Source organism: Streptomyces sp. NPDC054975 (assembly GCF_053609105.1).
Genome location: NZ_JBSGWV010000064.1, coordinates 1 through 22,717 on the forward strand (window position 1 = coordinate 1; position 22,717 = coordinate 22,717).

At 71.2% G+C, this 22,717-nt stretch carries 19 protein-coding genes, 2 tRNA genes and 2 pseudogenes; 11 read left to right on the forward strand and 12 right to left on the reverse strand.

All coding sequences use genetic code 11. From position 1 onward, the window contains the following. From ACWF79_RS31665 to ACWF79_RS31695, 7 genes and pseudogenes are all read right to left on the reverse strand, one after another. Positions 1–456 (reverse strand): annotated as a pseudogene (locus ACWF79_RS31665) (hypothetical protein); the annotation flags it as partial. Positions 457–605: 149 nt separating this feature from the next. Further along, positions 606–827, reverse strand: coding sequence for a hypothetical protein (locus ACWF79_RS31670; protein WP_453731622.1), 222 nt, complete (start codon positions 825–827; stop codon positions 606–608). Continuing rightward, positions 824–1,441, reverse strand: coding sequence for a hypothetical protein (locus ACWF79_RS31675; RefSeq protein ID WP_453731623.1), 618 nt, complete (start codon positions 1,439–1,441; stop codon positions 824–826). Before ACWF79_RS31675 ends, ACWF79_RS31670 begins: the two co-directional genes overlap by 4 nt. Then, positions 1,402–1,809, reverse strand: a complete 408-nt coding sequence (locus tag ACWF79_RS31680) for an RRQRL motif-containing zinc-binding protein (protein ID WP_453731624.1) — start codon at positions 1,807–1,809, stop codon at positions 1,402–1,404. Before ACWF79_RS31680 ends, ACWF79_RS31675 begins: the two co-directional genes overlap by 40 nt. Beyond that, the gene (locus ACWF79_RS31685) at positions 1,806–2,810 is read right to left on the reverse strand and encodes a DUF2637 domain-containing protein (protein WP_453731625.1); all 1,005 of its coding nucleotides are present in this window, start codon (positions 2,808–2,810) and stop codon (positions 1,806–1,808) included. Before ACWF79_RS31685 ends, ACWF79_RS31680 begins: the two co-directional genes overlap by 4 nt. Next, positions 2,807–3,082, reverse strand: a complete 276-nt coding sequence (locus ACWF79_RS31690) for a DUF6303 family protein (protein ID WP_453731626.1) — start codon at positions 3,080–3,082, stop codon at positions 2,807–2,809. The genes ACWF79_RS31685 and ACWF79_RS31690 overlap by 4 nt, the downstream gene beginning before the upstream one ends. Beyond that, the gene (locus ACWF79_RS31695) at positions 3,082–3,345 is read right to left on the reverse strand and encodes a DUF6284 family protein (protein ID WP_453731627.1); all 264 of its coding nucleotides are present in this window, start codon (positions 3,343–3,345) and stop codon (positions 3,082–3,084) included. The genes ACWF79_RS31690 and ACWF79_RS31695 overlap by 1 nt, the downstream gene beginning before the upstream one ends. A 579-nt stretch (positions 3,346–3,924) precedes the next feature. On the opposite strand from ACWF79_RS31695, the gene ACWF79_RS31700 reads away from it, so the two are divergent. Further along, positions 3,925–5,058, forward strand: a complete 1,134-nt coding sequence (locus tag ACWF79_RS31700) for an XRE family transcriptional regulator (protein WP_453731628.1) — start codon at positions 3,925–3,927, stop codon at positions 5,056–5,058. On the opposite strand, the gene ACWF79_RS31705 is transcribed toward ACWF79_RS31700, so the two are convergent. Both ACWF79_RS31705 and ACWF79_RS31710 read right to left on the reverse strand, forming a co-directional pair. Then, a complete protein-coding gene (locus ACWF79_RS31705; protein ID WP_453731629.1) occupies positions 5,042–5,818 on the reverse strand; it encodes an NUDIX domain-containing protein in 777 nt (258 codons plus the stop codon). The two genes, ACWF79_RS31700 and ACWF79_RS31705, sit on opposite strands and share 17 nt — an antisense overlap. 364 nt (positions 5,819–6,182) lie before the next feature. Continuing rightward, positions 6,183–7,142: a bifunctional DNA primase/polymerase gene (locus ACWF79_RS31710; RefSeq protein WP_453731630.1), complete on the reverse strand. Its 960-nt coding sequence runs from the start codon at positions 7,140–7,142 to the stop codon at positions 6,183–6,185. A 380-nt stretch (positions 7,143–7,522) separates the two neighbouring features. Between ACWF79_RS31710 and ACWF79_RS31715 the strand changes: the two genes are divergently transcribed. The 8 genes from ACWF79_RS31715 to ACWF79_RS31750 all read left to right on the forward strand — a co-directional run bounded on the left by ACWF79_RS31715 (position 7,523) and on the right by ACWF79_RS31750 (position 15,687). Continuing rightward, a complete protein-coding gene (locus ACWF79_RS31715; RefSeq protein WP_453731631.1) occupies positions 7,523–7,831 on the forward strand; it encodes a hypothetical protein in 309 nt (102 codons plus the stop codon). Positions 7,832–8,074: 243 nt separating this feature from the next. After that, positions 8,075–9,241, forward strand: a complete 1,167-nt coding sequence (locus ACWF79_RS31720) for an acyl-CoA dehydrogenase family protein (protein WP_453731632.1) — start codon at positions 8,075–8,077, stop codon at positions 9,239–9,241. Next, positions 9,238–10,263 (forward strand): bifunctional MaoC family dehydratase N-terminal/OB-fold nucleic acid binding domain-containing protein, encoded by a 1,026-nt coding sequence (locus ACWF79_RS31725; protein ID WP_453731633.1) that lies wholly within the window; start codon positions 9,238–9,240, stop codon positions 10,261–10,263. The genes ACWF79_RS31720 and ACWF79_RS31725 overlap by 4 nt, the downstream gene beginning before the upstream one ends. A 1-nt stretch (position 10,264) precedes the next feature. Further along, complete coding sequence (locus ACWF79_RS31730) at positions 10,265–11,557, forward strand: acyl-CoA dehydrogenase family protein (RefSeq protein WP_453731634.1); 1,293 nt, start codon at positions 10,265–10,267, stop codon at positions 11,555–11,557. Then, complete coding sequence (locus tag ACWF79_RS31735) at positions 11,554–11,976, forward strand: MaoC family dehydratase (RefSeq protein WP_453731635.1); 423 nt, start codon at positions 11,554–11,556, stop codon at positions 11,974–11,976. The genes ACWF79_RS31730 and ACWF79_RS31735 overlap by 4 nt, the downstream gene beginning before the upstream one ends. Continuing rightward, positions 11,973–13,139 carry a lipid-transfer protein gene (locus ACWF79_RS31740; protein WP_453731636.1) on the forward strand — a complete coding sequence of 389 codons (1,167 nt, stop codon included), beginning with the start codon at positions 11,973–11,975 and terminating at the stop codon, positions 13,137–13,139. Before ACWF79_RS31735 ends, ACWF79_RS31740 begins: the two co-directional genes overlap by 4 nt. A 164-nt stretch (positions 13,140–13,303) precedes the next feature. After that, positions 13,304–13,873 (forward strand): SigE family RNA polymerase sigma factor, encoded by a 570-nt coding sequence (locus ACWF79_RS31745; protein WP_453731637.1) that lies wholly within the window; start codon positions 13,304–13,306, stop codon positions 13,871–13,873. 167 nt (positions 13,874–14,040) lie between these two features. Beyond that, entirely contained in the window at positions 14,041–15,687 is a 1,647-nt protein-coding gene (locus ACWF79_RS31750; protein WP_453731638.1) for a long-chain fatty acid--CoA ligase, read from the forward strand. Positions 15,688–15,758: 71 nt separating this feature from the next. Here ACWF79_RS31750 and ACWF79_RS31755 read toward each other — a convergent pair whose 3' ends face one another. Both ACWF79_RS31755 and ACWF79_RS31760 read right to left on the reverse strand, forming a co-directional pair. Then, complete coding sequence (locus ACWF79_RS31755; RefSeq protein ID WP_453731639.1) at positions 15,759–19,625, reverse strand: PAS domain-containing protein; 3,867 nt, start codon at positions 19,623–19,625, stop codon at positions 15,759–15,761. Between the two features lie 163 nt (positions 19,626–19,788). Next, positions 19,789–20,223 (reverse strand): SSI family serine proteinase inhibitor, encoded by a 435-nt coding sequence (locus ACWF79_RS31760; RefSeq protein WP_453731640.1) that lies wholly within the window; start codon positions 20,221–20,223, stop codon positions 19,789–19,791. A gap of 216 nt (positions 20,224–20,439) precedes the next feature. On the opposite strand from ACWF79_RS31760, the gene ACWF79_RS31765 reads away from it, so the two are divergent. Both ACWF79_RS31765 and ACWF79_RS31770 read left to right on the forward strand, forming a co-directional pair. Continuing rightward, positions 20,440–20,530, forward strand: a tRNA-Ser gene (locus ACWF79_RS31765). Positions 20,531–20,714: 184 nt separating this feature from the next. Further along, positions 20,715–20,787 (forward strand) — tRNA-Arg (locus tag ACWF79_RS31770). A gap of 77 nt (positions 20,788–20,864) precedes the next feature. On the opposite strand, the pseudogene ACWF79_RS31775 reads toward ACWF79_RS31770, so the two are convergent. Continuing rightward, positions 20,865–22,234, reverse strand: a pseudogene (locus tag ACWF79_RS31775) (FtsK/SpoIIIE domain-containing protein); the annotation flags it as partial. Positions 22,235–22,717: the final 483 nt, after the last annotated feature.

Sequence of the window (22,717 nt, forward strand, 5' to 3'; positions counted from 1 at the left end):
CGGGGGCGGGGGGACAGTGCCGGGCGGCGGGACGGTCGGCCCCGGCGCAGGTGTGGGAGGAGCGGCGGCCGACGGCGGCGGAGCGGTCGGCGGCGAGGGGGGCTGCGGGGGTGTGGTGGGCCTCGGCGGGACAGTGGCCCCCGGGGTGGGCGCGGAGGGCCCCGGAGGAGGCGCGGCGGAGGGCGAACCGGAAGGCTTGCGGTCCGGCTTTTTCAGGTAGGCGGAACGCCACCCCTCACGCAGCCCTCCGGCCCAGTGAGCACCCGCGAGCAGCCCGTAATGCGCTCTCGCGGCGGCGTTGTAGGAGGAGTTTCGGAAGGTGTCCGGCGCCTTGGTCGGCTGCCATTTCGTTTTCGGTTTCGGCGGGGGTTTCTTGATGCCCGCCTGCTCGTACTTCCCGTGGGTGTTGTCCACGCCGATGAGGTAGCTGATGGCGAGCAGGATGAGGAGATCCACGAGCCTCCTTCCGTGACACTGTGTAGTTGTCGGGGGGTTACCGGTTACCGGTTACAGCACCTGCGAACGGCGGTTCGGGCCGCTCAGCCCGGAGCGGGGGGGCGTCAGGGTCCTGTAACCGGTAACCGGTAACCGGTACGGATGCTCGCTTAGCGTGACGCGCCGATGTTGCTGACCGTGTCGTTCGCCGTGCTGAAGACCGATTCGAGGCTGCTGCGGACCGGGTCGCTGAATGGCGTGTAGGGGAGGAAGATCCCGGAGACGATCAACATCAGGCAGATCGCCATCTGCTTTCCCTTGGTCTTCTTGAAGGTGAAGAACATGGCCCAGCAGAACAGGGCCAGAGCGAAGAACTGGAGCGTCATTCTCATGCACCCTTCTCGAAGGTGAATCCCTTGTTGTTCGCGGGGGCTACCGCACTCGAACCGGAGGAACTGGAGGGCGTGGAGAGCTTCTTGTAGGCGAGGAGCCCGCCGCCGCCGATAAGAGCCACCCACAGCCACGGGCTGGACGTGAACCCGCCGCCGGACCCGGAGGCTTCCTGCTGCTTGGGGGCTGCGCCGCCGAGGGTCGGGGCGTCGCACGCGGGGATCTCCGCGACGTCGTAGGAGGCCGCCTTGGCCACAGCCTTCGCCCGGACCTTCATGCACTCCAGGTAGACGGCCATCTCCCGCTCATACAGGGTCTTGGCGGCGGCTTCCTCGGTCTGCGCCCGCTTCTCGTCGGCCTCTGCCTCGACCAGGGCGTTCGCAGCCTGTTCCTTGGCCCGCGCACGCTCCTGGGCGGCCTGCTCGCCCTGCATGCTGGTGACGGCCACGACCGTGCCGCACACCGCGAGGACGGCGATCGTGCCGCACACGGCGAGAGCGGCTGTGTTGCGGCGGACCCCGCCGATTTTGGCGGAGAGCTTGGACGGCGTGCTGGGCTTCTCCGGGGGCGCGGGGTTCATGCGGGTGAACTCCTTGTCCCAGTCGATTCCGGACATGGCAGTTCCTCCTTCCAGTGCTCGGGTGCGTCAGGCGGGCTGATCGATTCGGGGTGCGCGCACGGGGTGCACGTGCCGAGTGCGGCTGGGATCACGTATCCGGCGTCACGTCGGCAGGCCGGGCACCAGCGGCGCGCGGCATTGGCCTTCGCCAGCGCGGCAGCCCGACGCGGGGTCATGGGCCGCACGGGCTTGGCCCGGTCGATCCGGTACAGGTAGGCGACCAGCGGCCCCCGGCGGCGCCGGGGGCGTTCGACCTGGGCGACGACGTCCTGTCCGCCCGGCCGCAGGCCAAGCGCCCGGAGCTGCCGTCGAGTGGCGAGCCCATCCGGGGCGAGGCGCCACCGGTAGACCGGCAGCGCGCTCACGACGTGGCGCCTTCGAGCATCCGCCCGGCGGCAGCGTCGCGGTGCTCCTGGTAGCGGGTGGAGACCCAGCCGACCGACCAGCCACACAGCTCCACAGCCCTCCGCACAGGCAATCCCTCAATGAACGCCGCCTGTACGACGTCGCGGGCGCGGTCCTCGGTCAGCTTCTCGTCCACCGGGCCACCGGCGAGCAGCGCGGCCCGTTCACGAGCGGCCCGCTCCTCCCGCTCCTCCTGCTCGCGGCGGGCGTCGGCTTCACGCTTCAGACGCTCGGCTTCGCGGCGCTGTTCAGCCTCGCGTTCAAGGCGTTCACGCTCCCGCTTCTGTTGTTCACGCTCGCGTTCACGGTGTTCACGGGCTTCGCGTTCCGCCCGCTCCCGAGCCTCCGCCTGTTCGCGGTCAGCGCGGCGCGTGGCTTCCTCCCGCTCGCTCTGTTCACGGGCGAGGCGGGCCTCATGCTCACGCTGTTCACGGAGCACCTTCTCGGCGTGCTCGCGTTCCTCGCGGACCCGCTGAGCCTCTGCCTCACGCCGTTGCGCAGCCGCCTGTTCACGCTCGGCCTGCTCGGCTTTCCGCCGGGTTTCCTGAGCGGCCAGGGCGGCTGTGATGGCCCGCCGGTAGGCGAGTCCGGTCTCCGCCGTGACAATAAGGAGAAGGGGTGCGACCGCGTGCACGGCGACTCCGACCAGGTCTTTCCTCAGTGCGGAGTCGGCCACGTTCAGGGCGAGGGTCATGCATCCGGTCATCCACCGCAGCGCGATGGGCCACCGGCCGCCGTGCCCGCCCAGACGGGCCAGGACCGCGTCCAGGCGGACCACGATCACGACCGCCGCGTCCACGACCAGCGGCAGGATCGGCGCTGTCCAGCCCCAGCCGTCCGGTGTGTGAGCCCGCATGAGCGGGGTGACCGTGAGGATCGAGTAGAGCATCGCCCCGGACACGATCAGCCATGTCCCCACCGACAGGGCACGCTCGGCTGAACGGATCTGAACACTGTTCATTCCCGGGCCTCCTGCACCTCGATCGACGCGATCAGGTACGCCCGGGCGGCCGGGTCGTCCGGCCAGACGCTGGCCTCCGCCCAGCGCCATTCGGCACCGTCCGTGAACACGTAGCCGAGCGCGTTCAGCGCCCGTGAACGCTCCCGAACGGTCGGCACCTCACCCGCTCCCAGGTCGTACTCGGGCCAGTCGGCGACCGGCCCCGGCAGGATCACGTAGAGGCGCCACCGGTCGTGCCGGCCGGTCAGGTGCGCGGTGATCGTCATGGCCATCAGGCCACCTCCGACGAACCCGAGGCGGCCTTGTTCGTGAGCGCGGTGCGGGCCGCGAGGACGCGGCGGCGGGCCCTGCGGATCCGTCGGGCGTCGAGCACCGACGGCGTACGGTCGAGCGTCGCGATCTGCGCGTCGAGCAGCTCGACCTCCGCCAGGATCAGCGGCATCTCCTGCTCGATCGCGTCCAGCTCCGCGTCCGACGGCTCACCGTCGAACGGGGTGGCCGTAACGACGGCCTGAAGTGCAGCGATGGACTTCATTGGGTGTGTTCCTCTCATCCAGGAACGGCCCGGAACGAGGCCCCGGAGTTGCACCTCCGGGGCCTCTCGCCGTTGGAACCATCCGGCTCCCCTCAACCCCGCCCGTACGGCCCAGCGGGCCAGACGGGCGGAGGAGGCAACCGACCGCAGCCGGTTCGGCTACGGACCTGGGTAGCGCGTGGGGATCGCGATATTTGCCCTTGTCTCACCGCATGTACGAATCACTTGTCCGCCCGGCAAGGGCGGCCTGGGAGAAGGTGCTTGCTGCTCATGCGGCAGGGCCTGCGGCTTGTCGCAGATGCCTGGTTGCTTGTCCCTGTTCAGTTCTCAACGGTCAGACGCTTCCTTTGGAGCCGTTTCACGGGCCCCTCCGGGCGGCACACCCGACCTGGGCCTTCCGGCCCATCTGGTGCGCACCAATAGATTGGCATCTGGTGCGCACCAGATGCAACCCTTGGTGTCGAGTGCGCGTCGGTGTGCTTCTCCAGAGAACGGCTTGAGTTGGGTGCTGCGGTAGCCAACTGGGGTTAACCTCAAGGGTGTTAACCAGCTCTCACCTGGGGCTTTACGGGAGGCGGAGTGGCTAAGGGGTTAAGGACAGTCCGGACCGCGCGAGGGTGGTCCCAGGATCGATTGATCTACGAGATGCAGCGGTTTGCGGAGCAGCGGCTACTCGACATCGCCTCGGCCGCGAGCCTCAAGACGTACATCTCGGAGTGGGAGAACGGCCGACGCGCGATCACGGATCGATACGCCGTGATCCTGAGGCCGCTCCTGGGCGTCACGGATGATGAGCTGCGCGGCGAGGCCAGCGCACCCGAGCAGCAAGCAGACGGCTACGCAGACCTGCTGAGCCGGATCGATGCGGCGGGCAGCCTGAGTGAATCCATGGTCCCGTCGTTCCTGGCCCAAACCGAGCTACTCCGCACCATGGACCGCCAGATGGGTGCGACCGGCCTGGTTGACCAGATGAACGGCCACTTGGCGGCCATGGAGGAAGCGCTGACCTTCGCTGTTCTGCCAGGGATGCGGAAGCCCATCGCGACCGCGCTCGCAGGGGCGTCCACGCTCGCCGCGTGGCAAGCGCTGGACGCCGGTGCTGTGGACAGGGCTTGGCGTAGGTACGAACTCGCCAAGAAGGCCGCGCAGGACGCTGACTCCCCGCTCTATCTCGCGCACGCCATGGGTGAGCAGGCGTACGTGCTCGCGGACGCCGGGCGGCCCCAGCTCGCGATCGAGCTGGTGCGAGACGCGCAGCGCACAAGCCCCGAGCGTCAGTCGCCCCGGCTTCGTGCGTGGCTAGCTGCCGCAGAGGCCGAGTTGTGCGCGGCGGCGGGGGAAGGCTGGGAGTCGGAAGCGCGGGCAGCCCTTGAGCGAGCGTCCTCGCTGCTCCCCGACGACGGTGAAGTCCGCGATGCCGACATGCTGAGCATCTTCCTCAACACGGACCACCTGGCGAGGTGGCGTGGGAACGTCCTCGCCAAGCTCGGGGATGCCTCGGCGATGGAAGAGCTGTATGCCTCCCTGGCCAGCGCTGACGCGTCCTTCGTACGGGCGACCTCCGGCCTGCACTGCGACTTAACTCAGGCGCACTTGGCCCGGGGGGAGCTGGAAGACGCGCGGTCCCACCTTCAGCAAGCCAGGTTGCTGGCGAACCGCACGGGGTCCGTGCGGTATCGCCGTCGCGTAGATCTGCTTACCGGTCGCCTCTAGCGCGGGAGGCGAGGATGTGGAGCAGGGCCACGAGGGTGCCCGACCCCATGAGTTTGCCCTCGGACATCAGTCGGGGGATGTCGTCCAAGGGGATCCAGGCGATTTCTCCAGCCTCCTCCGCGTCCGTGGGCTCGCCGACCTTCTCGGCGCCACGGGCTACGAAGATCTCGTGTGGTGAGTCGACCATGCCGATCATCGGCTGGTAGCTCACTACGTGCTCGACAGGGCCGGGACGCCAGCCCGTCTCCTCCTCGGTCTCGCGCGTTGCCGTAGCGGCGGCATCCTCGCCCTCGTCCACGATCCCGCCGGGAAGCTCCCAGCCCCACTGCTCCGGGACGAAGCGGTATCGCCACAGCATGAGCACGCGGTCTTGGTCATCGACTACAGCGGTGACAGCCACACGGAAGAGGCGCACCACGTGATGCTCGAAGCGCTCCACACCCGGAGGCTCCACGTCGACCAGGTCCAGATTGACCCAACGGTTCTCGTAGACGTGGCGGGAGCCGTGGATCGTCCACGGCTCCAGCTCGGTCGGCGTCGGGGCGGTTCCGCCGCCGAGGATCCGGTACGAGCTGCGGTCGTGGGCGCGGATGAAGTGCTCGCTCACAAGACGTGCGAGAACCTGACGCAGCGCGGTGCGGCCGATCTCAAGCTCGGCGCTCAGCGCTCGCTCGGACGGGAGCTTGTCGCCGGGGCCGTATCGGCCCGATTCGATCCACGAACGGATCGTCTCGTAGACCCTCTGCGTCTTGGGTCCCATCCTCGGCGCACACTCCCGGATCGTCGGCTGGTGATAGCCAGCGTATCGGGGGAGCAGAACGGATGAAGCGGCCATGCGAACCTCTCTGCTGGGGGTTGCTGCCCGTCCCGGACGGCGGTCGCGGGCGGACGAGTATGAAGCTCCAGGAGGGGCTGATCCGGGGCCTTGTGGCCAACCTGTGGCCAAGCGCGGCGCCCTGGTGAGCTTCTACGGGGCCAACTCGCAGGTCAGAAGGCAGATGCGTACGGACGGCTCCTCGGTCTTGAAAACCGTCGTGGCGCGAGTCACCGTGGGTTCAAATCCCACACCCACCGCGCAGTGAAGCGGCCCCTGACCAGGTATGTCGGTCAGGGGCCGTTTCTGGTCACAGAGCGCGCTCCCTGGGTGGGGGCGCGCTTTCGGTGTTCTGGGTCAGGCGGGCTGCCGATCGGATGGTGGTGCGGGCCTCGTGTTCGCTCAGGCCCGTGTGGACGGCCGCCGTCGTGAGGGCTTCGGTGAGGGAGTCGCCGAGGCCGTTCTCGTAGGCGCGGCAGGCAGCCCAGAAGAGGCGCGTGTTGCGTTGGCCCTCGTGGGCGGTGCGCACGAAGTGGACCAGGCCGCGACCGTGGGCCTGGCCGTGGCCCTGACCTCGGCCCTGACCGTGGCCTTGGCCTTCGTCTTGGCCGGGGGCAGGGTTCTGGTGCGTGCGCGGGGGTGGCGTCGGGGGTGCGATCAGGGCGAGGAGCGCGCGGGGGCAGGGCGCCGGATCGAGGTGCTCGCTGCCCGGGGCCAGCCGGTACGCGCCCTTGGCCGTGACCGAGCCCGGTCCCACCAGGTAGCCGCCGGCGCCGCGGATGTCGATGCCGGGGGCGAGGCGGCTCGCCGAGTTCGGGACGACGACGTCCGGCGGGCCGGTCAGCCACAGGTGGCGGCCGCCGCTCGGGGTGAGCACGGTGACCGTGGGCGGCAGGCTGAAGAGGTGCTCCAGCGCCAGGTGGCGCAGTTCGGCCGTGACGTCCGCGGGCGCGTCCGCGTGCTTGACGTCGAGGTCGACACCGATCAGGTGGTGCGGCGGGCGGCCGCAGGCGATCCCGTAACCGGTGGCCCAGGGCGCGGCGGCGAACAGCGCCCGGACCCCCGCGGGGTCGGTGGTGGCGTCGTGCACGCCGTGTCCGAGGCGGCCGCACTCCCCGTGACAGACGACCGGGTGCGGGTCGTCCCGGTGGGGGGAGCGGAGGGCGGGGAGCTTGGTGGCGGACAGGGGGATGACGGGGAGCCCGCGCTCTGCCGCGGACAGCGCGTGGGCGAGGGCCAGGGTGGCGGATCGCCGGTCGGAGGTGGCCATGCGACTATTTTCGTACATGCGTTCGAAGAAAGGAAGGGGGCGGCGAAGGGGGCGCGAGAAGGATTGGCTGAAAATCTGCCGGAACGCTTCCTCCCTTGCGGCGGCCCGGCGCCGGCCATGTGCGGCCGTCGCCACCGGGTGGGCTGCGCCATTTGGGTGCGCGAAGGTGGTTTATCGACTTGTCCTCACGCTTGAGGGGGAATCGGCCGCTGAGGGGTGGTTCGCCGGGGATTGTGTGGGCAACTCTGGAGTCGCGACGTCGAGCACAACGACCGAGGCGGTCGGCCAACTGCCTTGGAAAATGCCGTACTTCAGTACTCAGCACCCAGTGCTCCAGTACTGCACAGCTTCAACTCAGCTCAGCCAACGGAGGAAAAGACATGGCAAGCATCCGTACCGCCCGCGTTCTCGCCGCCGCCGCCGCGCTGCCTCTGGCCGCCGCACTCTTCACCGGCGTGGCCCAGGCCGACAACGGCGGCTTCGCGGACGACGGATCGAACACGAGCGTCGCCTCCATCATCGGCAGCGGCGTGGGTGGCGACAACTACGGCAACTCGACCACCACGCAGCAGGTGGCCACCGGCTCCGGTGCCTCCAACCAGAACAACACCGCGAGCGTGAACGGCTCCGGATTCACCAACATCGGGCAGTCGAACGCGACGGTCAACTTCTATCCCTGGTGGTTCTAGCTCCACAGCGGGGTCCGGCCCGACGGGGGGAATGACCACGGGGTGAAGGGCGGCCCGCGTGACGGTGCTTCGGCGCCGCCACGCGGGCCGCTCCCGTATGCGCGCACGCGGCGCCCTTCAGGGCGCGCGGGGCGTCGGTCCGCGGCCTCTACCCCGCGGCGGCCCGGGTCCGTGACCTTGACAGGCTCCCGCCATCTGACGGACAGTCAGAAACCTGAGTCCTACCCCCGGGAGGCCGTCGCCGTGCACCTCGCCCCGACCGAGCGGCAGCTCCGGCTGCGCGCCGAACTCCGCGCGTACTTCCGCGACGTGATGCCCGACGGTCCCCCACCCGCCGCCGACACCGCCGGACAGCGGGCGCTGCTCCGCCGGATCGGCGGCGACGGCATGCTCGGGATCGGCTGGCCGCAGGAGTACGGAGGCCAGGGCCGCGGCCCCGACGAGCAGTTCGTCTTCTTCGACGAGGCGTACCGGGCCGGTGCCCCCGTCTCCATGGTCACGCTCAACACCGTCGGCCCGACCCTGATGAAGTACGGCACCGAGGAGCAGAAGGGGTCCTTCCTGCCCCGGATCCTGCGCGGCGAGACCGTCTTCGCCATCGGGTACAGCGAGCCCGAGGCCGGCACGGATCTGGCGTCGCTCCGCACGAAAGCGGTACGGGACGGGGACTCCTGGCTGATCGACGGGCAGAAGATCTTCACCTCGAACGCCCAGAACGCCGACTGGATCTGGCTCGCCTGCCGCACCAGCCCCGAGGCCCGGCCACACCGGGGCATCTCCATCGTCCTGGTCCCCACCGACGCCCCCGGATTCTCGTGGACACCGATCGAGACGGTCGGCGGGCTGACGACGACGGCGACGTACTACGACGGCATCCGCGTCCCCGCCGGGAACCTGGTCGGGGAGGAGAACGGCGGCTGGGGGCTGATCACCAACCAGCTCAACCATGAACGGGTCGCCCTCGCGGCGATCGGCATGCAGGCCGAGGACTTCTACGCGGCGGCGCTCCGACGAGCACGCACCCCCGATCCGGTGACAGGGCGGCGCCGTATTGACGAGCCGTGGGTACGGATCCGGGCCGCGGAGGCGCATGCCCGGCTCGCGGCGACGCGCCTGCTCAACTGGCGTCTGGTGGGGGACGTGGGGGCGGGCCGGCCGGCCCCGGGAGACGCGAGCGGCGTGAAGTTCGCGGGGACCGAATCGGCGGTCGAGGTGTACCGGATATGTCAGGAGATCGCGGGCGGAGCGGGACTGGTGAGGGCGGGGTCGCCGGGAGAGTTCGACGGCGGTGAGCTCGAGCGGATGAACCGCGCCGCGCAGATCAACACCTTCGGGGGAGGGGTGAGCGAGGTGCAGCGCGAGATCGTCGCGACCATGCGACTCGGCATGAAGGGGAGGGGGCGGCGATGAAGGACAGGCACGACGGTCACGACGGTCGAGATGGTCACCTCGGTCACCTCGGCCACGAGCGTCACGACGGCCCTGTCGGTTTCCACCAACGGCTGAAGGCGTACGAGGGACAGCCCGCCGCCACCGCGGCCGCCGGCAAGGACCTGGTCAACGAGCCCATGATCAGGCACTGGTGCGAGGCGATGGGTGACCACGACCCGGCGTACCGGGGGCCGGACGCGGTCGCGCCGCCGACCATGCTCCAGGCCTGGACGATGGGCGGTCTGTCCGGCCACACCGACCGATCCGGCGCGTACGACGAGCTGCTCGCGCTCCTGGACGAGGCCGGGTGCACGTCCGTCGTCGCCACCGACTGCGAGCAGGAGTATCTGCGACCGCTGCGGCCGGGCGACGCGATCACCTTCGACGCGGTCATCGAATCGGTGTCGGAGCGCAAGACCACCAAGCTGGGGTCGGGGCACTTCGTCACGACCCGGATGGACGTCCACGCCGACGGCGAACTGGCGGGGACCCACCGCTTCCGCATCCTCAAGTACGCGCCGACGGCGTCGAAACCCCAACCCGGACCCGGACCTGGAACCGAATCCGCGCCGAAGTCCGCCGGTGAGACCCAGGCCCGGCGGCCGCGCCCGGTGATCAACCGGGACAACGCCGGGTTCTGGGAGGGCGTGGCCGCGCACCGGCTGCTCGTCCAGCGCTGCACCGGCTGCGCGACCCTCCGCTTCCCCTGGCTGCCGGGGTGCAACGGGTGTGGATCGCAGGAGTGGGACACCGTCGAGGCGAGCGGAGCCGGGACCGTCTTCTCGTACGTGGTGATGCACCACCCGTCCTTCCCGGCCTTCGACCCGCCCTATGCCGTCGGACTGATCGAACTGGCCGAAGGCGTACGGATGATCAGCAACGTGGTCGGGGTGCCGTACGACAAGGTCCGGATCGGAATGCCGGTCCGGCTGGAGTTCCTCCGTGTGGACGAGGAGCTGGAGCTGCCCGTGTTCCGGGCGCAGGACGGCGGTGAGGGCTGACATGGACTTCACGCCCACGGAGGAGCAGGCGGCGGCCCAGGAGCTGGCGGCGCGGATCTTCGGCGATCTCGCCACGCACGAGCGCCTCGCGGCGGCCGGCACGGGCACGGACGCCGAGCTGTGGAAGGCCTTGTGCGCCGCCGGACTGCCCGGGGCGGTCGAGGAGATCGGGCTGCTCGGCCTGGTGCTGCTCGCCGAGGAGCAGGGGCGTACGACGGCGCAGGTACCGTTCGCGGCGAGCTGCGTGTTCGGCCTCCTCGCCGTCGCCCGGCACGGCACGGAGGAGCAGCGGGAGCGGCTGCTGCCGGGCCTTCGGGACGGTACTTCGGTGGTGACCGGGGCCTTCCCGCCCACCGGAGACGTACGGGGGCCCGTGCGGGCCCACGTGGGTGCCGGAGCGGACGGCCTGCTCACGGGGGCGGTGGAGTGGGTGCCCTGGCTCAGGGACGCCACGCATGTTCTCGTACCGGATCAGGAGGCCACGCTCTGGCTCGTTCCCACGGCGGAGGCCGTGGTGGAGCCCGTGGAGCTCACGGCGCCTTGGGCCGCCGGGCGGCTCGTCCTCGACGGTGCGCGCGGGGAGCGGCTCGGGGGCGCGGCAGCCTACGCGGAGGCCGGCACCGATGCCGGCACCGGAGTCGGGGCCGAAGCCACCCCTTCCGCCCCGGCCACCTCCGCCCAAGCCCCCGCTTCCGCCCCGGCCACCTCCGCCCAAGCCCCCGCTTCCGCCCCAGCCACCGCTTCCGCCGAAGCCCCCGCTTCCGCCCCGGCCACCTCCGCCCAAGCCCCCGCTTCAGCCCAAGCCCCCGCCTCCCCCGCAGTCGGAGCCGTCGCCGAAGCCCCCGCCGCCGATGTCCTGGCCATGGCGCGCGTCGTGTTCGCGGGGCTCCAGGCCGGGGTCTGTGCCGGGTCGCTCGCGCGGGCCGTGGCGTACACCTCGGTACGGGAGCAGTTCGGGCGCCCCCTCTCCACCCACCAGGCCGTCCAGCTCCGGGCCGCCGACGCCCACATGGACACCGAGGCGATCAGGGTGACCGCCTACGAAGCCGCCTGGCGCCACGACGAGGGCCTGCCGGCCGCCGCGCACGCGCTGACCGCCGCCTGGTGGGCGTCGGAGGCGGGGAAGCGGGTCGTGCACGCGGGCCAGCACCTGCACGGCGGCATGGGCGCCGATCTGGACCACCCCGTCCACCGGCACTTCCTCTGGGGGCGCCAGCTCGACGCGTATCTCGGCTGCGGCACCGAACTCCTCGCCGAACTGGGCGACCTGATCGCGAACGGAGGGCCCTCATGAAGGCCGGGTACGAGCTGGAACCGCTGACCGTCCCGATCACCCGCACCCTGATCGTCGCGGGGGCCGTCGCCTCCCGGGACTACCAGGACGTGCACCACGACGCGGAGCTGGCCAGGGCGAAGGGCTCCCCCGACATCTTCATGAACATCCTGACGACCAACGGCCTGGTGGGGCGGTACATCACCGACCGGCTCGGCCCGGGCGCGGTGCTGCGCAAGGTGGCGATACGGCTCGGAGCGCCCAACTACCCCGGCGACACGATGACGTTGACGGGGACGGTCACCGAGGTCGACGGCGCCACCGCCCAGGTGCGGGTGGTCGGTGCCAACGGTCTCGGTCACCACGTCACCGGCACGGTGACGGTGACGCTGCCGGAGGGGCGGCGGCAGCAGCCCGAGTCGAAGGAGGCGGGGGCATGAGCATCCGCAGGGCCGACCGGCTCGGAGGCCGCGCGGCCATCGCCGGGATCGGCGCGACCGAGTTCTCCAAGGACTCCGGCCGCAGCGAGCTCAAGCTCGCCGTGGAGGCGGTGGGGGCGGCCCTCGACGACGCCGGGCTGGCCCCGTCCGACGTCGACGGCATGGTCACCTTCACCATGGACACCAACCCGGAGATCACCGTCGCCCAGGCGGCCGGCATCGGCGAGCTGTCCTTCTTCTCCCGCATCCACTACGGAGGCGGGGCCGCCTGCGCCACCGTCCAGCAGGCCGCCCTCGCCGTCGCCGCCGGGGTCGCCGAGGTCGTCGTCTGCTACCGGGCGTTCAACGAACGCTCGGGGCGCCGCTTCGGCTCGGGCGTCCAGCGACGCGAACCCTCAGCCGAGGGCGCCGCGCTCGGCTGGCAGCTCCCCTACGGGCTGCTCACCCCGGCGTCCTGGGTCGCCATGACCGCCCAGAGGTACCTGCACACCTACGGCCTCACGCCGGACGCCTTCGGCCACGTCGCCGTCACCGACCGCCGGTGGGCCGCCACCAACCCCGCCGCGTACTTCCACGGCAAGCCGATCACGCTCGCCGATCACGCCGCCTCACGCTGGATCGTCGAGCCGCTCCGGCTCCTCGACTGCTGTCAGGAGACCGACGGCGGCCAGGCGATCGTCGTCACCTCCGCCGAGCGCGCCCGCGTCCTGCGTCACCCGCCCGCCGTGATCGTCGCCGCCGCGCAGGGAGCCGGCCGCGCCCAGGAGGCGATGACCAGCTTCTACCGCGACGACCTGACGGGCCTGCCCGAGATGGGCGTGGTGGCCAGGCAGCTGTGGCAGACCTCGGGCCTTGCGCCCGGCGACATCGACGTCGGCATCCTCTACGACCACTTCACCCCGTTCGTGCTCATGCAGTTGGAGGAGTTCGGGTTCTGCGGACCGGGGGAGGCGGCGGACTTCGTCGCGGCGGACGCGCTTCCGCTGAACACGCACGGCGGCCAGTTGGGCGAGGCGTACCTCCACGGGATGAACGGCATCGCGGAGGCGGTACGTCAGGTCCGGGGCACGTCCGTGAACCAGATACCCGGCGCGGCCAGAACGCTGGTCACGGCAGGTACCGGCGTTCCGACGTCCGGCCTGGTCCTTGCCGCGGACGAGTGATGCGGCGGCGGACGAGTGAGACGGGGGGCGGACCCTGACGTGGGCGGAGGCCGTCCTCCACCTTCAGGAGGTGCAGCTGTCCCCACCCCTACAACCTGAGGGGGAGTGCGGTTCGGGACCTGGGGCCGATCCGCCGCCCAGGTGCTCGCTCCTAGCGTGGAGGCATGACTCCGCCACCTTCCGGCCCCGTCTGCGTCGGCGCCTCCACGGCCGCCGCCGGCTTTCCGTCGTCCGCCGCCGGCTACCCGTCGTTCTCGTCCTACGTGCGGGCTCGCGGGCCCGTGCTGCTGCGTACCGCGCGCTCGCTGACCGCGAACCCGGCGGACGCCGAGGACCTGCTGCAGACCGCGCTGACCAAGACGTTCGTCGCCTGGGAGCGGATCGAGGACCACCGCGCCCTGGACGGTTACGTACGGCGTGCGCTGCTGAACACCCGTACCTCCCAGTGGCGCAAGCGCAAGGTCGACGAGTTCGCGTGCGAGGAGCTGCCGGAACCGGCCGGGCTGCCCGAGCCGGACCCGGCCGAGCGGCAGGTGCTGCACGACGCCATGTGGCGTGCGGTGATGAAGCTGCCCGACCGCCAGCGGGCGATGGTCGTCCTGCGGTACTACGAGGACCTCAGCGAGGCGCAGACGGCCGAGGTGCTCGGCGTCTCGATCGGCACGGTCAAGAGCGCGGTGTCGCGGGCGCTCGGCAAGCTCCGCGAGGACCCGGAGCTGTCCCCGGTCCGCTGACACCGACCGCCGCAGGTGCCTCGCCAAGGGCCGTCTCTCGGCACCCCGACCCTCATCTGCCAGCGATCACTGGCAATTTCCGTACTCCCGGGTAGTGACATACCGCGCGGTACGTGCGCAGAATCTGCACACCCCTACTGCCACGTAGCGCCCACCGGGAGGACGCCGTGCTGAGCACCATGCAGGACGTACAGCTGACTGTGACCCGCATCCTGAACCACGGGATGACGATCCACGGAAAGTCCCTCATCACCACCTGGACCGGGGAGCCCGAGCCGCACCGTCAGACCTTCGCGGAGACGGGCGCCCGCGCGACCCAGCTGGCGAACGCCCTGCGCGACGAGCTCGGAGTCACCGGCGACCAGCGCATCGCCACCCTCATGTGGAACAACGCCGAGCATGTCGAGGCGTACTTCGCGATCCCCTCCATGGGCGCCGTCCTGCACACCCTCAACCTGCGGCTTCCCCCCGAGCAGCTGGTCTTCATCGTCAACCACGCCGCCGACCGCGTGGTCATCGTCAACGGTTCGCTGCTGCCCCTCCTCGCCCCGCTCCTCCCCCACCTGCCGACCATCGAGCACATCGTGGTCGCGGGCCCCGGCGACCGTTCCGTCCTCGACGGCGTGACGCCCCGCGTGCACGACTACGAGGAGCTGATCGCGGGCCGCCCCACCACCTTCGACTGGCCCGAACTCGACGAGCGTTCGGCCGCCGCCATGTGTTACACCTCCGGCACCACCGGAGACCCCAAGGGCGTCGTCTACTCCCACCGTTCGATCTACCTGCACTCCATGCAGGTCAACATGGCCGAGTCGATGGGCCTCACGGACCGCGACACGACCCTGATCGTCGTCCCGCAGTTCCACGTGAATGCCTGGGGCCTGCCGCACGCCACGTTCATGACCGGCATCAACATGCTCATGCCGGACCGCTTCCTGCAGCCCGCCCCGCTCGCCGAGATGATCGAGCGCGAGAAGCCGGGCCACGCCGCCGCCGTCCCCACCATCTGGCAGGGCCTGCTCGCCGAGGTCACCGCCAACCCGCGTGACCTCTCCTCCATGCGCCAGGTCACCATCGGCGGCGCCGCCTGCCCGCCCTCCCTCATGGAGGCCTACGACCGCCTCGGCGTCCGCCTCTGCCACGCCTGGGGCATGACGGAGACCTCGCCGCTCGGCACCATGGCCCACCCGCCGGCCGGTCTGTCCACCGAGGAGGAGTGGCCGTACCGCATCACGCAGGGCCGCTTCCCGGCCGGCGTCGAGGCCCGGCTGGTCGGCCCCGCAGGCGAACGGCTGCCCTGGGACGGCGAGTCGGCCGGCGAGCTGGAGGTGCGCGGGACCTGGATCGCGGGGTCGTACTTCGGCGGGGTCGACGGCGAGCCGACCCGCCCGGCCGACAAGTTCAGCGAGGACGGCTGGCTGAAGACCGGCGACGTCGGCGTGATCAGCCCGGACGGCTATCTCACCCTCACCGACCGCGCCAAGGACGTGATCAAGTCCGGCGGCGAGTGGATCTCGTCGGTCGAGCTGGAGAACGCGATCATGGCGCACCCGGAGGTCGCCGAGGCGGCCGTCGTCGCCGTCCCCGACGAGAAGTGGGGCGAGCGCCCGCTGGCGACCGTCGTCCTCAAGGACGGTGCGACGGCCGACTACGAGACGCTCAAGGAGTTCCTCGCCGAGTCGATCGCCAAGTGGCAGCTGCCGGAGCGCTGGGCGATCGTCCCCGCGGTGCCGAAGACGAGCGTCGGCAAGTTCGACAAGAAGGTGATCCGCAGGCAGTACGCAGCCGGTGAGCTGGAGGTCACCGAGCTGTAGCCCGTCCGCGTCTACAGGACCTTCCGTACGGAAGGTGAGGGGGAGCGGCCGAAAGGCCGCTCCCCCTCCTTTCAGTTGGTGCCGATCTTCGCGAGCAGGTCGACGATGCGCGACTGGACCTCGGTGCTCGTCGACCGTTCGGCCAGGAAGAGGACCGTCTCGCCCGACGACAGCTTCGGCAGTTCTTCCTCGTCGAGCCCGGCGGAGGTGTAGACGACGAGCGGGGTGTGGTTCAGCTGCCCGTTCGCGCGCAGCCAGTCGATGATCCCGGCCCGGCGGCGGCGCACCTGCATCAGGTCCATCACCACCAGGTTCGGCCGGATCTGCGTCGCCAGCGTGACCGCGTCCGTGTCCGCCGCCGCGCGCGCCACCTGCATCCCACGCCGCTCCAGGGTCGCGGCGAGCGCCTGCGCGATGTCGTCGTTCTCCTCGATGAGCAGCACGCGCGACGGGTGCTGCTCGCTGTCGCGGGGCGCCAGCGCCTTGAGGAGTACGGCGGGATCGGCGCCGTACGCCGCCTCCCGGGTCGCCTGTCCGAGGCCGGCCGCGAGCAGCACGGGCACCTCGGCGGCGACGGCGGCCTGGCGGAGCGACTGGAGCGCGGTACGGGTGATGGGCCCGGTCAGCGGGTCGACGAAGAGCGCGGCCGGGAAGGCGGCGATCTGGGCGTCGACCTCCTCGCGGGAGTGGACGATCACCGGACGGTAGCCACGGTCGCTCAGCGCCTGCTGCGTCGCGACGTCCGGAGCGGGCCAGACGAGGAGCCGGCGCGGGTTGTCCAGGGGCTCCGGGGGCAGCTCGTCGTCGACGGGCCGGGGCGGCGGCTGGTTGGCGACCTCGACCGCGCCGCCAGGACCGTCGAGCGGCTCGGGGCCTTCGGCGGAACCCTCGGCGGGCGCTCCTATCGCGTACGCGCGGCCTTCGGGAGCCGCCGGGGCCAGCTTGTGCTGCGGGTGCGGCTTGGCGACGGACTCCGCCGACGGGGCGGGCGCGGGGGCCGCCGTGGGGGTGGACACGGTGCCGTTCGCGGGGGTCGCGCGGTCGCCCTCGGGCGGGGTGGCCAACTTGCGCCGTCGCCCGGAGCCGTTGCTCGCGGCGGCCTGCCCGGCCCCGGTCTGGCCGGTCGGCCCGGTCGGGCCCACCTGCCCGGTCTGGTGGGCGCCCGCCTGCTGGGCGAAGGGCACACCCTGCCCGAGCGTCCGCACGCTGAACGCGCGCCCGCCCAGCGACCCGTCCTTGGGCGCGGCCGGACGAGCCGGGGCGGGTGCTGCGGGCGCTGCCGGTGCGGGCATCTCCGGCGGCAGCGGTACGGATCCGGTACCCGTACTCGTGCCCGTGCCGCTGCGGGTCTCCTGCGGCACGCCCGGGTTCCGACGGCGGCCGGTCGGCTCGGGCATCGGGTGGGGCTGGGACGGCGTGTGGTCGGCGTCGTGGGCGGACCGTACGGCGTCGTGCCGTCCCTCGTCGTCCACGGGCATCGGCATGGGCATGGGCATGGGAGCCGGCGCCGGCATGGGCATCGGTGCGGATGCGGGTGCCGGGGACTCCGGGGCGCGGTCGGCGTCGGCCGGAGGCAGCGCGAACGGCGTACGCGGTCCGGCTTCGGCGGCCTCGTTCCGCTCCTGCGCCGCCAGCGCACGGCGAGCCCGACGCCCGCTGGGCTGCCGGCCCGCGTCCTCGCCGCCCGGCACGGCGGGCAGGGCCCGGGCGAGCGCGGGAGCCTCTGCGTGGGCGCCCTGGGCCGGTACCGGTACTCCCTGCGGGGGCACGGCGGCGCCGAGCGCGGCCCGGCCCTGCGCACCCTCGGCGGCGGTCACCACGGAGCCCTCGGCGGGCCGCCCACGCCGACGGCCGGTCGGCTCGACGACACCGGGCGCACCCGACGTGCCAGGAGCCCCGGCCGTACCGGCGGCCCCAGGCATACCGGCAGCCCCGGACGTACCTTGAGCCCCGGAGGCACCGGCAGCCCCAGGCATACCGGGAGCCCCAGAAGTATCGGCAGCCCCGGAAGGACCGGAGGTCGCGCCGCCGGCGGACGTACCCGCCGGGCCCGCGTTCTGCGCCGGGATCAGCTCGGCGGGGCCGGCAGGGGCCTCCTCCGTACGCCCACGGCGCCGCCCGGTCGGCTCGACGGCCGAACCGGCACCCGCACCAGGACCCCCGCCCGTACCCGTACCAGCGCCCGTATCCGTACCGGCGCCCCTCGCGCTCTCCAGGAAGGCGTCGGTGGACGCGCGCCGAGCGCGTCGACGGCCGCCGCCGTTGGTGTCGGAGGCCTGCGCGGGCAGCGCGAGCGCCGTCCCGCCGGACGCCCCGGCCTCCGGCTCGGAGGGTGCCGGCGGAGGCGCGACCGTGCCCTTGCCGGCGCCGAGCGGCACCTCCAGGACGTACGCGCTGCCGCTCATCCCCGGTACCTCGTGCGTCTGCACGACACCGCCGTGCGCGCTCACGATGCCGCGCACGATGGGCTGGTGCACGGGGTCGCCCCCGGCGTACGGCCCCCGGACCTCGATCCGTACGACGTCACCGCGCTGCGCGGCGGCCACCACGATCGTCGAGTCGGCGTACCCGGCGCCGGGCACGACCCGGGCCTTGCCCGTCGAGTCGACCCCGGCGACGTCCGCGACGAGATGGGCGAGCGCGGTGGCGAGGCGGCCGGCGTCCACCTCGGCCTCGATCGGCGGGGCGTGCACGGCGAACTGCGCGCGGCCGGGCCCGATGAGCTCCACGGACCCGTCGACGCCCGCCGTGACGACCCCGTCGAGCAGGACGACGGACTTGTCGAGGGACTCCGCACCCGCGTTCAGGCGCTGGTAGCCCAGGACGTTGTCGACGAGGGTGGTCATCCGGGCGTACCCGGCGGCCAGGTGGTGCAGAAGCTGGTTGGCCTCGGGCCACAGCTGCCCGGCGTCGTCGGCGGCGAGGGAGGAGAGCTCCGTACGCAGCTCCTCCAGCGGCCCGCGCAGCGACTCGCCGAGGACGGCCGTCAGCTGCTCGTGCCGGGCGGCGAGGGACTCGTACCGCTCCTTCTCCCCCTTGGCACGCTCCTCCTGGCTCTTCCTCAGCTCGGCGAGTTCGGCGGTGTGCTTCTCGGTGAGCGCGGTCAGCTCGGCGGCGTGCTCCTCGGTGAGCTGCTCGTACGGCCGGCGGTCGGTGAAGGTCATGACGGCGCCGACGAGCTGGTCCCCGTCCCGTACGGGCGCGGTGGTGAGGTCGACCGGCACCTGGGAGCCGTTCTTCGACCACAGCACCTGACCGCGGACCCGGTGCTTGCGCCCCGACTTGAGGGTGTCGGCGAGCGGCGAGCCCTCGTACGGGAACGGTTCGCCGTCCGCCCGCGAGTGCAGGATCAGCGGGTGCAGCTCCTTGCCGCCGAGATCGCTGGCGCGGTAGCCGAGGATCTGCGCGGCCGCGGGATTGACGAGGACGACCCGCCCGTCGGTGTCCGTGCCGACGACGCCCTCGGAGGCCGCCCGCAGGATCATCTCGGTCTGGCGCTGGGAGCGGGCGAGTTCGGCCTCGGTGTCGAGGGTGCCGGTGAGATCGCGGACGACGAGCATGAGCAGCTCGTCGCCGGTGTAGGAGGTGTACGAGTCGTAGGCCTCGCGGCCGTCCTCCAGGCTGGCGCTGGTCACCTCGACGGCGAACTCGCTGCCGTCGGTACGGCGGGCGATCATCCGGGTGGGCTTCGTACGGCCGTGTTCGTCGGTGCCCTCGGGGCGGCGCATGGAGCCGGGGATCAGCCGCGAGTCGAAGCCGGGGAGCAGATCCAGCAGCCCGCGCCCGACGAGCGCCGTGCCGGGGGTCTCGAACATGCCGAGGGCGATGGTGTTGGCGTTGACGACCGTGCCGTTGCAGTTGACGAGCACGAGGCCGTCGGGGAGGGCGTCAAGTATGGCTGCGAGGCGAGCAGCGCCTCGGGATGGCCTGCTGCTCACGACGACGCTTCCTCCCTGACCCACTGCACCTTGCCCGGCTGGCCGGCCCGCTCCATCTTGCCCTCCGGGCCGCAGCCTGTCACTGAGGGGAGTCTAAAGGCAGGTCCGGTGGGCGCGGGGGGAGGTCGCATGCCGGGGGCAACATCCGAACGGCATCCTCACCTCATCCCCGCACGTGGGAGAGGTGGGGCAGCACGGGCTCAAGGTTCTCCCACCGGTCGATCTCGCAGCCGTTGGCCCGGGAGAAGCGGGCGTCGACGGCCCTCCCCTGCCACTGGCCGGTGATGTGCGCGACGGCGGGCCCGCCGTGCTGGAGGGAGCAGATCCCGTCCTTGGGTACGGGCGCGAACGGGTCCGTCCCGGCCTTGGCGTGCTGGGCGAGCCGCTCGCACGCCTTGGCGGCGGCCGGATGGTCCCCGCCGGGCTTGTCGCCGCACTCCAGCCGGAAGGTGCCGTCGGCGCTGCGGTGCCCGCTCTTGGAGATCGTCACGGTGAGCCCGTCGGGCGTGGACAGCAGAGGCAGGGGCGGCAGCGGCCCGAGCGCGCCGACACCGGCGGCGGAGGTGACGAGGGAGGTGAGGACGAGACGTCGCAGCATGGGAACTCCAGGGACGGGGCGGGGGGCGAGCCGCGGACGGACGGCGAGCCCGTCTCCTCTAACGCTCCGCACGGCCGTTCGTTGCGCAAGCGGGGTGCGCCGTCGGGCTTTGCTCTCCGCCCCGGAGGCCTAGTACGGTGAGAAGCGATTGGTGGCACCAGGCTCGCCTGTGTCATCATCTGCACGCACCACTCGCGCCCGCGCGACGGTGCGGATGGAGGCGTCGCCTAGTCCGGTCTATGGCGCCGCACTGCTAATGCGGTTTGGGTCTTAAAGCCCATCGAGGGTTCAAATCCCTCCGCCTCCGCAGCAAGATCCGAAGCCCCGGTCCCAACGGACCGGGGCTTCGTCGTTTCCCCCTCCGAGGGCGTTTCCGCAGGTCACAAGGGGTGTGGTCAATGGATTTCACATGACGGCGGCAGTCATGTAATGTTCTTCCTGTCGCCGCGACGGGGCCGAAAGAAACCGAAGCGAAGACAACAACAGAACAAGCACTCGTAGCTTAACGGATAGAGCATCTGACTACGGATCAGAAGGTTGCAGGTTCGAATCCTGCCGAGTGCACACAGGTGAGAGGCCCCCGGAGAGATCCGGGGGCCTCTTGCGTTAGCTCCGTACAGCAGCGAAGTACAGCAACCGCGTCAGCCGTCTCCACCCATCGCGTCGGACAGCTTGCCGATCGCAGCGCGAACCGCTTCCTCGCTCGCCTCGGCGTAGACCTCCATCGTCATGGCGATCTGCGAGTGACGGAGGGTGCGCTGTGCCACCTTCGGGTGGACCTTGAGGGCGACCAGGAGCGAGCTGCACGTGTGCCGGGTGTTCCGAAGCGGGATCACGCGGAGGCCAGCGCGACGGGCCCGAAGGGCGAACATCCGGGTCAGGTTCCCCGGCTCGATCGGCGTGCCGTACCTGGTGGTGAAGACGAGTCCCCGAGTGTCCTGCCATAACTCCCCGGCGGCTTCTGGTCCCCGAGTTGCTGAGCACGGCGCATCCGGAGCGCCTTGAGGCAGACGGCCGGCAGTGGCAGGAAGTCGTCGGACTCCTCGGTCTTGGTCTCGCGATGGAGGATCTGCCGCCCGGCCCGCTGAATCTGGTGGTCGACGTACAGCTCTCCAGCCTCGAAGTCGACGGACTTCCACGTCAGGCCCAGTACCTCACCACGGCGGAGCCCGAGGCACAGCACGAGCATCCAGGCCGCGAAGAGGTGATCGTCCCGAGCAGCCCCGTCCGCGAGGAACTGCCCCGCCTCGGCGACGGACCACGGCTTGATCGGACGACGGCGCGGCTTGGGCACCTTCACAAGAGAGGCGAGTTCGGCGACCTCATCGACCACGAGCACGATCGGAGTCGGTCGCAGGTGGTCGGGCAGGTCGCAGATGTCGGCAGTGATGTCCGCGTCCGGGACGTCGGCGCTCAGCCTCTGTTCGCGACGGATGAGCTGATAGACCTCGGCCATGTGCTCGACGAGCGCGTCGAGCAGTTCGGCAGCGGTGTCGGGGTTGTCGGCCAGGGCGGTGAACCGGCGGGCAAGCGGTGCGAGTTCCACACCCTGTTTGCAGTCGATCCCGACCAGCGCGACATCCTGCGTGGCGAGGCCTGCGACGGGGTTGCGTTGATAGGCGGACTTGCCCGACTGAGTGGCGCCGACGTTCAGCGCGTGCGGGCTCTGGCGGTAGTCGCGGTAGTAGACCTCTCCGTCCTCCCGCATGGCGACCGGCACCCGCATCGGCCCCGCCCCCGCGAGGGTGGGCATGTGGACGCGCTTGAGGACGTCGTAGCCGGTCATCCGCAGCTCGACCACACCCGAGCGGATCTCCCGTGCGGTGACGTTCTGCATGACGAACGAGTGCCGCAGCCGGTCCGAGGCGGCGGAGAAGTCGAACGCGTCCTGACCGGGCCGGAGCTTCACCCGCAGAACCAGGCCGGTCCGCGTCGGCCGGAGGCGGAGGATCTTCGGCGCAGGCCTCTTGCGCACGGCCGGCCGACTGCCGGGTCTGAGGAGGGCCGGGCGCCGTACCCCTGCCGTCGCGGATGACGGGAGCGTGAGGCGACCGCACCACCGGGAAGGGGCGGGCGGGGAGCAGCTGCTGCCGCGATGTGGCCGTAGCCGGTGTGGTTGCTCCGCGTCGGTACCGGTATCACCGTGGCTGAGGAGCACGTCGCCTGGACCGGGGCCTGTGCCCGGCCCACGTTGCATGGGTCGACGGAAGACGGGAGCTGGGCGAGACCGGGTAGCGGAAGGTCTGGAGGTGCGGCCAGCCGTCCTTGTTGGTCAAGGCCTAGAAGTAATACCAGGTTGACCGGTCCACTCGTTGCTCGTGGCCAGCTCGTACGCCTTGTCCCGCACCTAGAGCAGCCAGCCCGACGTGCTGCCAGTGCCATGCGTGCGCGGCCATGCACTCCCGCGGTTGCCCTTGGGCCTCCTTCGTCGGTCCGCAGTGGAGTTGCGGTCGTTCGGTTCCGGCACGTTGATGCTCAGCGTCGCCGTGCCCCG

Bases quoted from the DNA above. Each gene is read 5' to 3' on its own strand.
- ACWF79_RS31670 (WP_453731622.1), bottom strand. From the start codon at position 827: ATGAGAATGACGCTCCAGTTCTTCGCTCTGGCCCTGTTCTGCTGGGCC.
- ACWF79_RS31675 (WP_453731623.1), bottom strand. From the start codon at position 1,441: ATGTCCGGAATCGACTGGGACAAGGAGTTCACCCGCATGAACCCCGCG.
- ACWF79_RS31685 (WP_453731625.1), bottom strand. From the start codon at position 2,810: ATGAACAGTGTTCAGATCCGTTCAGCCGAGCGTGCCCTGTCGGTGGGG.
- ACWF79_RS31690 (WP_453731626.1), bottom strand. From the start codon at position 3,082: ATGGCCATGACGATCACCGCGCACCTGACCGGCCGGCACGACCGGTGG.
- ACWF79_RS31695 (WP_453731627.1), bottom strand. From the start codon at position 3,345: ATGAAGTCCATCGCTGCACTTCAGGCCGTCGTTACGGCCACCCCGTTC.
- ACWF79_RS31705 (WP_453731629.1), bottom strand. From the start codon at position 5,818: ATGGGACCCAAGACGCAGAGGGTCTACGAGACGATCCGTTCGTGGATC.
- ACWF79_RS31710 (WP_453731630.1), bottom strand. From the start codon at position 7,142: ATGGCCACCTCCGACCGGCGATCCGCCACCCTGGCCCTCGCCCACGCG.
- ACWF79_RS31715 (WP_453731631.1), top strand. From the start codon at position 7,523: ATGGCAAGCATCCGTACCGCCCGCGTTCTCGCCGCCGCCGCCGCGCTG.
- ACWF79_RS31725 (WP_453731633.1), top strand. From the start codon at position 9,238: ATGAAGGACAGGCACGACGGTCACGACGGTCGAGATGGTCACCTCGGT.
- ACWF79_RS31730 (WP_453731634.1), top strand. From the start codon at position 10,265: ATGGACTTCACGCCCACGGAGGAGCAGGCGGCGGCCCAGGAGCTGGCG.
- ACWF79_RS31735 (WP_453731635.1), top strand. From the start codon at position 11,554: ATGAAGGCCGGGTACGAGCTGGAACCGCTGACCGTCCCGATCACCCGC.
- ACWF79_RS31740 (WP_453731636.1), top strand. From the start codon at position 11,973: ATGAGCATCCGCAGGGCCGACCGGCTCGGAGGCCGCGCGGCCATCGCC.
- ACWF79_RS31745 (WP_453731637.1), top strand. From the start codon at position 13,304: ATGACTCCGCCACCTTCCGGCCCCGTCTGCGTCGGCGCCTCCACGGCC.
- ACWF79_RS31760 (WP_453731640.1), bottom strand. From the start codon at position 20,223: ATGCTGCGACGTCTCGTCCTCACCTCCCTCGTCACCTCCGCCGCCGGT.